Here is a 12,807-nt window from a genome sequence, read left to right as displayed (position 1 = left end):
CAAAACTGCGAATGATCACCGACGATTGGTGCATGGCACCGACGACGTTGCACCCCGACACCGTTGCCGTGCATGCCGGCCGCGAAGACCTCGCGTCGATGGGCGTGCACGCTCCCCCGATCGACCTCTCGTCGACGAGCCCGCTTCCCGACGTGGAGGTCGGCGGGCTCTCGTACGAGGTGCTCGCGACGGGCGGCCGACCGTTCGACGGCGGCTCGAACGTGTACGCCCGTCTGTGGAACCCGACCGTGGGCCGATTCGAGGACGCCCTCGCGAAGCTCGAGCACTCCGAAGAGGCCGTCGCCTTCTCGTCGGGCATGGCGGCGATCACCGCCGTGCTGCTGTCCCTTCCCCGCGATCGTCGCCATGTCGTCGCCGTGCGCCCGCTCTACGGCGGCACCGACCACCTCCTCGACGCCGAGACGCTCGGAACCGAGACGACCTTCACGACCCCGGACAGGATCGCGGAGGCGCTGCGCCCCGACACGGGCCTCGTGATCGTCGAGTCGCCCGCCAACCCGACTCTCGAGCTCGTCGACATCCGCGCGGTCGTCGCGGCCGCGGGCGACGTGCCGGTCGTCGTCGACAACACGTTCGCGACACCCGTGCTGCAGCGCCCGCTCAACCTCGGCGCCGCCATGTCGCTGCACAGCGCCACGAAGTACCTCGGCGGTCACGGCGATGTCGTGGGCGGCGTCGTCGCGTGCGACGCGAAGACGGCCGCTGCGCTGCGCCGCACGCGGGCGATCACCGGAGCGATCCTGCATCCGCTCGCCGCGTATCTGCTGCACCGCGGGCTGTCGACCCTCCCGATTCGCGTTCGCGCCCAGCAGGCGGGTGCCGCGCGCGTGGCCCAGCACCTCGCACGCCACCCGCAGATCGCGCGCGTCCACTTCCCCGGTCTTCCCGGCGCCGACCCGCACGGACTCATCGGCACGCAACAGGACGGCCCGGGTGCGATGGTCTCGGTCGAGCTCGAGGGCGGCTACGACGCCGCCGTGACCCTCACGTCGAACGTGCGCATCTTCACGCACGCGGTCTCGCTCGGCAGCGTGGACTCGCTCATCCAGCATCCGGCTTCGCTCACCCACCGACCGGTGGCGGCCGCCGCCAAGCCCGGCGCGGGCCTCGTGCGACTGTCGATCGGCCTCGAAGACCCCGACGACCTCATCGCCGACCTCGATCAGGCGCTCGCGCGGATCGACGGCGTGAGCGGCGCGATGGAGGAGACGATCGCAGAGGCGGCCGTGACGGAGACGTCCGCGACCGTCTGATCCGACGCCGCTCCGAGCGGTCGGCGCCGGGTCGTGATCCGGCTCAGGCCGAGCGCGCCGCGCGGCGGGCCGCGAGCTCGTCCACCGCGTCGACCGTCTGCGGGTCGAACTCGACGAGCGTCGACTCGACCTCCCGCAGCACCTTGCCGACGGCGATGCCGAACACGCCCTGCCCACGGCTGACGAGGTCGATGACCTCGTCGTTCGACGTGCACAGGTACACAGATGCGCCGTCGCTCATGAGCGTGGTTCCGGCGAGATCGCGGATGCCGGCGGCACGCAGCTGCTCGACCGCCGTGCGGATCTGCTGGAGCGAGATGCCGGTGTCGAGCAGACGCTTCACGAGCTTGAGCACGAGGATGTCGCGGAATCCGTAGAGGCGCTGCGACCCGGAGCCGTTCGCACCGCGCACAGTCGGCTCGACGAGTTCGGTTCGGGCCCAGTAGTCGAGCTGGCGGTACGTGATGCCGGCGGCGCGGGCCGCCACGGCGCCGCGGTAGCCCACCTCGTCATCCATCGCCGGGAGGCCGTCGGTGAAGAGGAGGTCAGCGACGAAACGTGGTTCGTCAGCCGCTTCCGGTGCGGTCATACGCAATCCCCCCTCGTGGATCCCGATGGTTCAACGCTAGATCAGCCCGGGGCCTCGGGCAACGACATCCGACGTGTGTCGCCGACGTGTCGCCCCGGACGGGCCCGTCTCACGAAAGCAGGCGCTCCAGCGCGGAGCGGACGAAGATCGCGCGCACTTCGTCGAGTCGGCGCGTCAGCTCGGGTGCGAGCTCGCTCGCCCGCGCACGCGACGACGGGTCGGTGCGGCGCAGCAGCGGTGCGAGTGCCGACTCGACGAGAGCGACGTCGCGCTCCGCGCTCTGCCGCAGCGTGCGCAGGTGGCGGGGCTCGATGCCGTGGCGATCGAGCGCGACGAGTGCGCGCAGGATCGCCAGCGACTGCTCGGTGTAGGTTTCGCCGCCCGGGATCACGCCCGTGCTGATCGCGTCGTTGAGCAGCTGCGGCGCGGCGCCGGCGGCCGACAAGAGCTCCTCGCGCCGATAGCGGCGCGGGGCCGGCACGATCGACGGCGGCGGAGGCACCGTCGGTGTCGCGGGGTCGCGGCCCGCGTCGAGGTCTTCGAGGTATTCGCGGATGACGCTCAGCGGCAGGTAATGGTCGCGCTGGAGCGTGAGCGCGAGACGCAGCCGCTCGAGATCGGCCTGCGAGAACTTGCGGTAGCCGGACTCGGTGCGAAGGGGCGACACGATCCCCTGCACCTCGAGGAAGCGCAGCTTGCTCGAGGTCAGGTTCGGGAACTCGGGCCCGAGCCGTGCCAGAACCTGACCGATGCTCAGCAGGCCCGCGGGCGCAGCGCGCTCGCGGGCGTTGGCGCCTGACATCACGCGTCCGCAGCCTGTGCCAGATCGGCCGGTGAGACGAAGAAGTTGAGGCGGAACTTGCCGATCCGCACCTCGGAGCCGTTCGTGAGCCGCCCGCGGTCGACGCGCTCGCCGTTCACGTACGTGCCGTTGAGGGACCGCTGGTCGACGATCTCGAAGGCGGTGCCGCTGCGGGTCACCTCGGCGTGACGGCGTGAGACCGTCACGTCATCGAAGAAGATGTCGGCTTCGGGGTGGCGGCCGATCGTGGTGACGTCGGTGTCGAGCAGGTACCGAGCGCCGGCCGTGGGTCCGGAGCGCACGATGAGGATCGCGGCGCCGCTGGGCAGTGCGTCGATCGCGTCGAGTTCGGCATCGGTCAGGTCGCTGCCGAACGGCACGAACGACAGGTCCGAGTCATGCCCGAATGTCTGCGTCGTGTCGGCCGCGCGATCGGCGGAGCCGGCTTCGCCGCCCCCGCCCGCAGCCCGTCGGATCTCGCCCGAGTCGGGTCGGCGAATGTCGTCCACGTGCTCCTCCTCTGGCGTCCAAGCCTATCTGAAAGGTCGTCCGCCGAAAGAGCGGATCGCGCCTTTCCGGTGAGCGGTCCTCCGCCACCGCCGAGCAATGTTTCGGCGTGTGTCGGCTCGAGGTGCCGGCCGCCCCCGTCCCCCCCTAGCCTGGGCGGGGTAATCGAACCTACTGACAGGAGACCCGTCGTGTCGAGCCCGCACCGCCACCTTCCGCCCCTCGAGGTGCGTGAGCGTCCGGCGTGCATGTGCGCCCACGGCGGAGCCTGCTCGACCTACGCCCCCGGGCACGCGCTGCACCTCATCCAGGCGCGACTGGCCGCCGCGACCCCGTCCGAGTGGGTCGACGCGATCGTCGAGAAGACGGATGCCACGGCCGGCACCCTCACGCTGCGCACGCTCGACGAAGCGACGCGCATCGTCGTGTGGAGCGGGGCCGGCGCGGCATCCGCGGTCTCCGAGGGCACGCCCGTCGCCCTGCACGCACGCTACGACGTCCTCGCCGCCGGCGCGGCGCGGTTCAACGTCCTCCGCTGACGGCGGCGGGTGCCGCCGTCCTCGTCACGCGGCGGCGACCATCGACTCCCGCAGCTTGCTGCAGGCGTCCATGCACGCCTTGCACGCCTGCGCGCACATGCGGCACACGTCGCTGTGGTCGGCGTGCTCCATGCACTCGTCCATGCACTGCTGGCACATGGCGATGCACGCGTCGAGCATGGCGACCATGGTCGCGGGCGTCATGCCCTGCATCCGCAGCATGGCGCGCATCATCGTGTTGCACATGTCCGCGCAGTTCATGCACGCGGGCGCGCACGACATCATCTGGGTCGAGCACACCGTACACGCCTGCTCGCAGGCCGAGCAGGCGTCCAGACACGCCTGCACCAGGGACATGTCCATCGCCTGCATGCCCGGCATCGACATCATGTCCTTCGACATGGCGTCCATCCCGCACCTCGCTTCCGTCTCGGTCGTCGCTTCGGCGGGGCAGGAGCACCCCGCCTGACGGAATGGTAGGCCCGCGTCCGAGCGCGCAACACCCCCGGGCTAGGCTCGGAGTCGTGTTGTCACGAGAAGTTCACAAACGGCGTTCCTCTCCGGCCGCACGATGGGCGGCGACCGTCATCGCGAGCGTGTTCGCACTGAGCTCGCTCACGCTCGTCGCACCGCCCGCGGCGGCCCACGACGAGCTCATCTCCGCGTCGCCGGCAGCCGGCGAGAGCGTCGAGAGCATCCCTGCCGAGGTGCGGCTGGTGTTCAGCGGCGTGCTCTCCCCCGAGGCCGGCGCCACCGCGGTCGACGTCGTCGACGGCGCGGGCACCTCGCTCGCCGACGGCGACCCCGTCGTCGAGGAGAACACGGTCACACAGGCGCTCGACGCGGCATCCGACGCATCCGGAGAGATCCGCGTGCTGTGGCGCGTCGTCTCGAGCGACGGCCACCCGATCTCGGGCGAGTACACGTTCACGGTGACCGCTCCCCCGGCGCCCTCGCCGACCGAAACCGCGACGACCGAGCCGACCACGCCCCCCGCGACCGCCGAGCCGACCGAGACACCGGTGCCCGACGATCCGGACACCGATGCCGACGAGAGCGTGACCTTCCTGGCGTGGCTCATCCCCCTCGTGCTGGGACTCCTCGTGATCGCCGGAGTCGTCTACCTCATCGCATCGAGCCCGCGGCGCCGCCGCGCACGGCGCGAGAAGGCGGCGGCGGATGCCTCGGCCGCGGCATCCGGTTCGCCGTCGTCGGCCGACGCCGACCCCCGATCCGACCACCCCGCCGACCACTAGGCTGGAAGTCATGCCTCACTACGACGTCGCCATCCTCGGCGCGGGGCCCGGCGGGTATGTGGCCGCCGTCCGCGCCGCCCAACTCGGCCTCACGGTCGCGATCATCGAAGAGAAGTACTGGGGCGGCGTGTGTCTGAACGTCGGATGCATCCCCTCGAAGGCGCTGCTGAAGAACGCCGACCTCGCGCACCAGGTGCTGCACAAGGCGGACCTCTTCGGCATCTCGGGTGACGTGCAGTTCGACTTCGGCGTCGCGTGGGACCGCAGCCGCAAGGTGGCCGAGGCGCACGTCAAGGGCATCCACTTCCTCATGAAGAAGAACAAGGTCACCGAGTACGAGGGGCGCGGATCGTTCACCGACGCGAACACCATCGTCGTGACCAAGGCCGACGGCTCGACCGAGACGGTCACCTTCGACAACGCGATCATCGCGACGGGCTCCAGGGTGCGGCTGCTCCCCGGCGTGCAGCTCGGCGGCAACATCGTCACGTACGAGGAGCAGATCCTCGCGCGCGACCTGCCGAAGTCGATCGTCATCGTCGGCGCCGGCGCGATCGGCATGGAGTTCGCGTTCGTCATGGTCAACTACGGCGTGAAGGTGACGATCGTCGAGTTCCTCGACCGCGCGCTGCCGAACGAGGACGAGGAGGTCTCCAAGGAGATCACGCGCCAGTACAAGAAGTACGGCGTCGACATCCTCACCTCGACGAAGGTCGAAACCGTCACCGACCACGGCGACCGCGTCACGGTGACCTACACCGACAAGGACGGCAACGCCGGCTCGATCGACGCCGACAAGGTCATGATGTCGATCGGCTTCGCGCCGAACGTCGAGGGCTTCGGCCTCGAGACGACCGGCGTCAAGCTCAGCGACCGCGGCGCGATCGAGATCGACGATCACATGCGCACGAACGTGCCGCACATCTACGCGATCGGCGACGTCACCGCGAAGCTCCAGCTCGCACACGTGGCTGAGGCGCAGGGAGTCGTCGCCGCCGAGACGATCGGCAAGGCCGAGACGATGCCGTTGGGCGACTACCGCATGATGCCGCGCGCGACGTTCTGCTCTCCGCAGGTCGCGTCGTTCGGCCTCACCGAGCAGCAGGCGCGCGACGCCGGCTACGACGTCAAGGTTGCGAAGTTCCCGTTCTCGGCGAACGGAAAGGCGAACGGCCTCGGCGAGCCCGTCGGCTTCGTCAAGCTCATCGCCGACGGCGAGCACCTCGAGCTGCTCGGCGGCCACCTCATCGGCCCCGACGTGTCGGAGCTGCTCCCCGAGCTCACGCTCGCCCAGAAGTGGGACCTCACGGCGCTCGAGGCGGCGCGCAACGTGCATACGCACCCGACGCTGTCGGAGGCGCTGCAGGAGGGCTTCCACGGCCTCGTGGGCCACATGATCAATCTCTGATCCGAGATCACGTCGAGGGGGCGGTGCCGTCAGGCGCCGCCCCCTCGACGTGAGGTGTCAGAGCCCGAGGGCGCGCCCGAGCTTCGAATCGGATGCCGCGACCCGGCCTCCCACGGCCGCGACGGCCTCGGTCGCAGCGCCCAAGAGGCTTCTCCGCGCCTCGGCGTCCGCCGGCGCGGCCGGTCCGAGCTCGAACTCCCACTCCCGCCACGACTCGCTCCGGTCGCGGCGGACGTCGGTCGCGGTGACGCGATCGTCGACGAACTCGGCCACGACTCCCCCACGCTCGTCGAACAGGTGATACGCGATGCGGCTGTTGACGATGCGGGCGATGAACGTGAGCCGCGCGACGGAGACGTGCGCGACGGCCGCGGTCACGGCATCCGGAATCCCGTCTTCCGCACCCAGCGGCCAGTGCAGTTCGACGCGTGCGCCCTCGGCGTCTCGCGGCCCCTTGATATGCCAGCCCTCGTCGGGTCCGCCCGTGCGACGGCGGACGGCGTAGCCGGCGCGGCCGAGCGCGTACTCCTCGGAGTCGAAGTAGCGGGAGTCGAGCTCTCGCGGCTCGGGCGCCGACACGGCCGCGATCCCCGGCAACGACGCCAGATCGGGCAACGGGGTTCCGGCGCCGACGTCGAACTTCAGCTCGAGTTCGACCGAGCGCTCCGGCGCGTCCGCAGCGTGCAACCGGTTGTGCGGGGAGTCGTCAGTCGTCGTTGGAGGGTCCGATCTCGTCGGTGGCCTCGATGAACCAGAACTCGGCTTCGGTCGGCCCGTCGGACGTTCCCGTCTTGGCGAGATCGCCCTGTCGTCGATAGACGACCTGGCCCTCGCCATAGGGGACGATGAGCGAGTCGAGGTCGGGGCGTTCGAGCGGAAGCAGCTGCCCGTCGAGCGGGCCCCCGTGGAGTCGTGCGATGGCCATGTGCCGAGCCTAGTCCGCACCTCCCCCATCGGTCATCACGCCGTTCTTCGGCGTGCCGGTGCTTCCGCGCGGGTGTCGCCCGCCGCTCGAGCGGCGTGAGCGCGCCCGGGGCCGGTCAAGAGGCCTGCGGCACCGTCTATAGACTCGTCGGGTGAAGGCCATCCGCACGTTCACCGTTCGTCCCGCCCTCGCCGACGCACTGGCTCCGCTCGACCGGCTCGCCTCGAACTGGCGGTGGTCGTGGAGCCGCGCGACGCACGCCCTCTTCGCCTCGATGGACCCCGACCTGTGGCGCGAAATCGGCGAGAACCCCGCCCGCATGCTCGGCGCGCTCGGGCAGCGGCGGCTCGACGAGCTCGCCCACGACGAGGACTTCCTCGCACGCCTCCGAGCCGAGGACGAGCGCCTGACCGCCTATCTCGAAGGCGAGCGCTGGTATCAGCATCTCGAAGGCCCGAAGCCTCAGCACATCGCGTACTTCTCCCCCGAGTTCGGCGTCGACGGATCGCTGCCGCAGTACTCGGGCGGCCTGGGCATCCTCGCGGGCGACCACCTCAAGAGCGCCTCCGACCTCGGCGTCCCCCTCACGGGCGTCGGACTCTTCTACCGCGCCGGATACTTCCGGCAGTCGATCGGCGACGACGGATGGCAGCGCGAGAGCTACCCGCTGCTCGACCCCTACGGCCTGGGTCTCGCGCTGCTCCGCGACGAATCGGGCGCGCCCGTCGAGATCGTCCTCGACCTTCCCGGCGACCGCCGCCTCGCGGCGCGCGTCTGGATCGCGGACATCGGTCGCGTGCCCCTTCTGCTGCTCGATTCCGAGACGCCCTCCAACAGCGAGGACCTGCGCAAGGTCACGGATCGCCTGTACGGAGGCGGCGGCGAGCACCGGCTGCTGCAGGAGCTCCTCCTCGGCGTCGGCGGCGTGCGCGCCCTGCGGGCGTGGTGCAGGCTGACGGGGCATCCGACGCCGGACGTCTACCACACGAACGAAGGACACGCGGGCTTTCAGGGGCTCGAGCGGATGTCGGAGCTCATCACGCACGACGGGCTCACCTTCGACGAAGCGCTCGTGCAGGTGCGCGCCTCCACCGTGTTCACGACGCACACGCCGGTCCCCGCGGGCATCGACCGGTTCCCGCGCGACCTCATCGAGGCGTACCTGCGCAGTGGCCTGTTCGCGGGGCTCGACCCGGCACGCGCTCTCGCGCTCGGTCTCGAGGAATACGCGGGCGGCGACCCCGGCGTGTTCAACATGGCCGTGCTCGGACTGCACCTGGGCCAGCATGCGAACGGCGTGTCCCTCCTCCACGGACAGGTGAGCCGTCGCATGTTCGGCTCGCTGTGGCCCGGGGTCGACGAGAACGAGGTGCCGATCACCTCGATCACGAACGGCGTGCACGCGCCGACGTGGCTCCACCCGGCGCTCAAGGGGCTCAGCGAGCGCGTGTTCGGCGACGCGCACGTGCCGAACCACGACTGGCGCGATCCGGAGGCGGTGTCGGACGAGGAGCTGTGGGGCATCCGGCACGAGATGAAGACCGAGCTCATCGCCGAGGCTCGGCGCCGACTCGTCGCGGCCGTCGAAGGCAGCGGCAACGTCGTGCCCGCGTGGGTCGAGGACGCCCTCGACCCCGAGGTACTCACGATCGGATTCGCGCGGCGCGTTCCGACGTACAAGCGACTCACGCTCATGCTGCGCGACCCCGAGCGGTTGACGCGCATCCTCACCGACCCCGAGCGCCCCGTGCAGATCGTCATCGGCGGCAAGTCGCACCCGGCCGACGACTCGGGCAAGATCCTCATCCAGCAGCTCGTGCGATTCAGCCGCGACCCCAAGGTGCGCGGCCGCATCGTGTTCCTGCCGGACTACGACATCACGCTCGCGAAGACCCTCTACCCCGGCTGCGACGTGTGGCTCAACAACCCGCTCCGCCCCCTCGAGGCGTGCGGCACGAGCGGCATGAAGGCGGCGCTCAACGGCGCGCTCAACCTGTCGATCCGCGACGGCTGGTGGGACGAGTGGTTCGACGGCGAGAACGGCTGGGCGATCCCGACCGCCGACACCGCGTCGAGCGACGAGGAGCGCGACGACGCCGAGGCATCCGCCCTCTACGACCTGATCGAGCACCAGCTCGTGCCGAAGTTCTACGAGCGCGAAGGCGGCGTGCCGCGCGAGTGGCTGCGCATGGTGCGCCACACGATGACAGACCTCGGCAAGAAGGCGACGAGCGACCGCATGGTGCGCGAGTACGTCCAGCGGCTGTACGTGCCCGCGGCCGAGCACGACACGGCCCTGCGCGCGGACGCGCACGCGGGCGCACGCGAGCTCGCGGCCTACGTTGCGCGCGTGCGCGACGCGTGGTCCGAGGTGCGTGTCGACAGCGTGGACGGTTCCGGCATCCCGCAGCAGGCACAGGCGGGCGACACGTTCGAGGTGCGCGCCGGCATCCGGCTCGGGCGCCTCACTCCCGACGACGTCGAGGTCGAGCTCGCGTACGGCCGCACCGACGAGGACGACGACATCGCCGACGACCACTCGCTGCACCCGCTCTCTCCCACCGGCGAATCGACCGACGGCGTGACGACGTTCGGCTGCACGCTCCCGCTCGACGTCACGGGCACCTTCGGCTACACCGTGCGGGTGGTGCCGAAGCATCCGCAGCTCGTGTCGCCCGTCGAGCTGGGCCTCGTGACGTACGCAACATGATCGCCTCGCTTCGTCTCGCTTCGCTCGCGCTGCGAGCGGAGGATAACGTGACGGTGTGAAGCCGTTCGTCCTGCTGGCGACGCGCGCCGAGGATGCGCCCGCCGACGAGGAGTACGCGCTGTTCCTGCGCGCCACCGGGCTCGATGAGCGCGACCTCGTGCGCGTGCGGCTCGAGGCCGGACCCATGCCTGAACTAGACCTCGACGACCTGTCGGGCATCTTCGTCGGGGGCGGTCCGTTCAACGCGTCCGACCCTCCCGAGCGCAAGTCCGACGTGCAGCGGCGCGTCGAAGCGGAATTCGCGCGGCTGCTCGACGACGTGGTCGCGCGCGACTTCCCGTTCCTCGGCGCGTGCTACGGCATCGGCACGCTCGGTGCGCACCAGGGCGCCGCGATCGACCGCACGTATTCGGAGCCGATCAGCGTCGTGACGGTCCAGATGACGTCGGAGGGAGCGACCGACCCGCTGCTCGCGGGCGTGCCCGAGCGGTTCGAGGCGTTCGTCGGGCACAAAGAGGCGATCAGCGCCCTTCCCCCGCACGCGACACTGCTGGCCCGCTCGGAGGGGGCGCCGGTGCAGATGTTCCGCGTCGGCAGGAACGTGTACGCGACGCAGTTCCACCCGGAGCTCGACCTCCCGGGCATCGAGACGCGCATCCACGCCTACGCGGACTACGGGTACTTCGCCCCCGACGAGCTCGACCTCGTGCTCGCGGCGGTGCGGCGCGTGCCCGTCATGCACCCCGGCCGGATGCTGCAGAACTTCGTGGAGCTCTACGCGCGGTGAAAACGCCGGGCTGAACGGCGCGCGCGGGATGGCAGGCGCACGGAGAACCCGGATTCAGCCCGCCGGTTTCACGCACCCGCATCCCGCGGGCGCCCCGCCACGGCGTACGCCACGGGACCGCTCGTGAGCGGTGCTTCGGCGAACGGCAGATCGAAGTCGACGAACACGATCGCTCCGCTCAACTCGGGTCCACGCGCGGTAATCAGGCCCGGCTTGACCGCGCCGAAGGTGACGGTGACGGATGCCGGAAGCACGACGTCATCCGCGGTCGTCCCGTCGTCGGGATGCAGCCCGCTCGGCAGGTCCACCGCGATCGTGCGCGGATGTCCTGCCCGCACCGCGGGCAGGAGCGCGCTGACGACCTCGCGCGCAGCGCCGCGCAGGGCGGGGGCGCCGGTCGTGCCGATGCCGAGGATGCCGTCGATCACGAGGTCGTAAGCCGCGGCATTCGCCTTCACCTGCTCCAGGTCGACGCGCCGCGCGCCCGCCGCGAGCGCCGTCTCGAGGCCCTGCTCGTGCGCGGAGTCGGAGGTGCAGAACACGTCGATCGCGAGGTCGTCGCCAGGCGGGTTCTCGGCAGCGGCGCGCTGCGGCAGCCACTGCAGCAGCGCGGCCGCGGCGAAGAGCGCGTCTCCGCCGTTGTTGCCCTTCCCCGCGAGCACGAGCAGTCGCCCGACGATCGGCGCTCCCGCCTCGCCGGGCAGATCACGACCGCCCGTGCGCGCCGTGACGCCGGGGTCGACGAGCTCGTCTGCGATGACCTGCGCGAGGGCGCGCGCGGCCCACAGCATGAGCGGCACGCCCTTTTCGAGTTCAGGCTCCTCGGCGGCGCGCACCTGCGCCGAGCTGTACACCGGCACCCACTCGGTCATCGTCCCCTCCGTTCCTTCTCCTCCATTGCGCGGGCGAGGTGAAGCTCCTCCGTCGCGACGGTGACGGCGTCCTCCGCACGGCGCAGGCGCCGTTGCGCGAACGTCTCGGCGCCGTACTTGACGCGCACACGGTCGGTGCGCTCAGCGGCGCCCACGATGATGTATGCGCTCGCGATGAGGATCACCTGCGCGGACAGGTTGAACCACAGCAGCAGCGCGATGAGCGACGCGAACGAAGCGAGCAGCGGGTTCGAGCCGGCCCCGCTGATGAACAGTCCCGACAGCTGCTGCAGGACCGTGAGCCCGAGCGCGCCCAGGAGGGCGCCGCTCCACAGCACGCGGGCGGGCACGCGTTCGCCGGTCAGCACGCGGAACAGCACCGCGATCACGACGGCGTCGAGCGCGAACACGACGAGGACCGCGACGCCGCGTCCGGCGATCTCGACGACCGGATGCCCCGGCGGCAGCCCGAACCACCCTGCGACGATCGCGATCCCCGCGGTCCCGAAGAACGTGATCGCGGCCGACACGCCCAGTGCGACGCCGAAGCCGATCGCCACGGCGAGGTTGCGCAGGATCACCCAATACCACGCGAGATCGTCGACCACCTTGTCGGCGAGCACGAGGAGCGCCGCCCGGAGCGAGCCGATCGCGCCGATCGCCGCGCCCACGAGGCCGACGAGCGAGATGATGCCCGCCACCGTGAGGCCGGCCGGCACCTGGATGTCGTCGGGATCGATGAGTCCGCCCTCGCCGACGAGACCGGGCACCGCGGCATCGACCCCGTCGATGAGCGCCTGCCACGCGGCAGGGTTGCCCACGAGCCACAGGCCGGCGATCGAGAAACCCAGCAGCACACCGGCGAAGACGCTGAAAAGTGTGCGGTATGTGACGGAGTCCGCCCACGCCGGTCCGCGGTGCTCGACGTAGTGGAGCACCGCGCGGACGATCTTGAGCGACAGGGCCCACGCGATGACGCGCTGGAGGAAGCTGCGCGAGCTGGTCGTCTCTGCCTCGGCCATGTTGAGAGGCTATCGAGCGCGACGGTTGATGCGCGGGGGCTTGACGTGACAGGCGAGTCGCGGATGCCGCTGTCCGCGCAGTCCCGTATGATCGCATGTGAGGGGGATGGGGATCC

Annotated in this window: 15 protein-coding genes; 7 read left to right on the top strand and 8 right to left on the bottom strand. The window is 70.6% G+C overall.

The genetic code is table 11. The annotated features are described in order from the left end of the window. Window positions 1–32 precede the first annotated feature (32 nt). Complete coding sequence (locus VNR19_RS01420) at window positions 33–1,274, top strand: trans-sulfuration enzyme family protein (protein ID WP_325723179.1); 1,242 nt, start codon at window positions 33–35, stop codon at window positions 1,272–1,274. Between the two features lie 43 nt (window positions 1,275–1,317). On the opposite strand, the gene VNR19_RS01415 is transcribed toward VNR19_RS01420, so the two are convergent. From VNR19_RS01415 to VNR19_RS01405, 3 genes are all read right to left on the bottom strand, one after another. Next, window positions 1,318–1,863, bottom strand: coding sequence for a MerR family transcriptional regulator (locus VNR19_RS01415; RefSeq protein ID WP_325723178.1), 546 nt, complete (start codon window positions 1,861–1,863; stop codon window positions 1,318–1,320). A gap of 109 nt (window positions 1,864–1,972) precedes the next feature. Continuing rightward, window positions 1,973–2,665, bottom strand: a complete 693-nt coding sequence (gene ftsR / locus VNR19_RS01410) for a transcriptional regulator FtsR (RefSeq protein WP_325723176.1) — start codon at window positions 2,663–2,665, stop codon at window positions 1,973–1,975. Further along, the gene (locus VNR19_RS01405) at window positions 2,665–3,174 is read right to left on the bottom strand and encodes an FHA domain-containing protein (RefSeq protein ID WP_325723174.1); all 510 of its coding nucleotides are present in this window, start codon (window positions 3,172–3,174) and stop codon (window positions 2,665–2,667) included. The genes ftsR and VNR19_RS01405 overlap by 1 nt, the downstream gene beginning before the upstream one ends. 189 nt (window positions 3,175–3,363) lie before the next feature. Here VNR19_RS01405 and VNR19_RS01400 point away from each other — a divergent pair, with 189 nt between their 5' ends. Continuing rightward, window positions 3,364–3,711, top strand: coding sequence for a hypothetical protein (locus VNR19_RS01400; protein WP_325723172.1), 348 nt, complete (start codon window positions 3,364–3,366; stop codon window positions 3,709–3,711). A gap of 24 nt (window positions 3,712–3,735) precedes the next feature. Here the strand turns inward: VNR19_RS01400 and VNR19_RS01395 are convergent, their stop codons facing one another. Beyond that, window positions 3,736–4,011: a four-helix bundle copper-binding protein gene (locus VNR19_RS01395; RefSeq protein ID WP_491715941.1), complete on the bottom strand. Its 276-nt coding sequence runs from the start codon at window positions 4,009–4,011 to the stop codon at window positions 3,736–3,738. Between VNR19_RS01395 and VNR19_RS01390 the strand changes: the two genes are divergently transcribed. The 3 genes from VNR19_RS01390 to lpdA are packed head-to-tail and all read left to right on the top strand — an operon-like array spanning window position 3,932 to window position 6,375. After that, window positions 3,932–4,180, top strand: a complete 249-nt coding sequence (locus VNR19_RS01390) for a hypothetical protein (RefSeq protein WP_325723168.1) — start codon at window positions 3,932–3,934, stop codon at window positions 4,178–4,180. The two genes, VNR19_RS01395 and VNR19_RS01390, sit on opposite strands and share 80 nt — an antisense overlap. 55 nt (window positions 4,181–4,235) lie before the next feature. Further along, the gene (locus VNR19_RS01385) at window positions 4,236–4,967 is read left to right on the top strand and encodes a copper resistance CopC family protein (RefSeq protein WP_325723166.1); all 732 of its coding nucleotides are present in this window, start codon (window positions 4,236–4,238) and stop codon (window positions 4,965–4,967) included. A 10-nt stretch (window positions 4,968–4,977) separates the two neighbouring features. Beyond that, entirely contained in the window at window positions 4,978–6,375 is a 1,398-nt protein-coding gene (gene lpdA / locus VNR19_RS01380) for a dihydrolipoyl dehydrogenase (protein WP_325723164.1), read from the top strand. A 57-nt stretch (window positions 6,376–6,432) separates the two neighbouring features. Here lpdA and VNR19_RS01375 read toward each other — a convergent pair whose 3' ends face one another. Continuing rightward, complete coding sequence (locus VNR19_RS01375; RefSeq protein WP_325723162.1) at window positions 6,433–7,062, bottom strand: CYTH domain-containing protein; 630 nt, start codon at window positions 7,060–7,062, stop codon at window positions 6,433–6,435. Window positions 7,063–7,081: 19 nt separating this feature from the next. Next, complete coding sequence (locus VNR19_RS01370; RefSeq protein ID WP_325032414.1) at window positions 7,082–7,300, bottom strand: response regulator; 219 nt, start codon at window positions 7,298–7,300, stop codon at window positions 7,082–7,084. 151 nt (window positions 7,301–7,451) lie between these two features. Between VNR19_RS01370 and glgP the strand changes: the two genes are divergently transcribed. Together glgP and VNR19_RS01360 are read left to right on the top strand one after the other, a co-directional pair. Continuing rightward, on the top strand, window positions 7,452–10,010 hold the full coding sequence (gene glgP / locus VNR19_RS01365) for an alpha-glucan family phosphorylase (protein ID WP_325723159.1): 2,559 nt from the start codon (window positions 7,452–7,454) through the stop codon (window positions 10,008–10,010). 55 nt (window positions 10,011–10,065) lie between these two features. Further along, window positions 10,066–10,797 (top strand): glutamine amidotransferase, encoded by a 732-nt coding sequence (locus VNR19_RS01360; RefSeq protein ID WP_325723155.1) that lies wholly within the window; start codon window positions 10,066–10,068, stop codon window positions 10,795–10,797. A gap of 68 nt (window positions 10,798–10,865) precedes the next feature. On the opposite strand, the gene VNR19_RS01355 is transcribed toward VNR19_RS01360, so the two are convergent. Further along, the gene (locus VNR19_RS01355; RefSeq protein WP_325723153.1) at window positions 10,866–11,669 is read right to left on the bottom strand and encodes an NAD(P)H-hydrate epimerase; all 804 of its coding nucleotides are present in this window, start codon (window positions 11,667–11,669) and stop codon (window positions 10,866–10,868) included. Beyond that, complete coding sequence (locus tag VNR19_RS01350) at window positions 11,666–12,691, bottom strand: YihY/virulence factor BrkB family protein (protein WP_325723151.1); 1,026 nt, start codon at window positions 12,689–12,691, stop codon at window positions 11,666–11,668. Before VNR19_RS01350 ends, VNR19_RS01355 begins: the two co-directional genes overlap by 4 nt. Window positions 12,692–12,807 lie beyond the last annotated feature (116 nt).

Source organism: Microbacterium sp., assembly GCF_035556355.1.
Taxonomy (GTDB): Bacteria; Actinomycetota; Actinomycetes; order Actinomycetales; family Microbacteriaceae; genus Microbacterium.
Note: the sequence above shows the minus strand (reverse complement) of the source record. Positions and strands in the feature narration are given on the sequence as shown.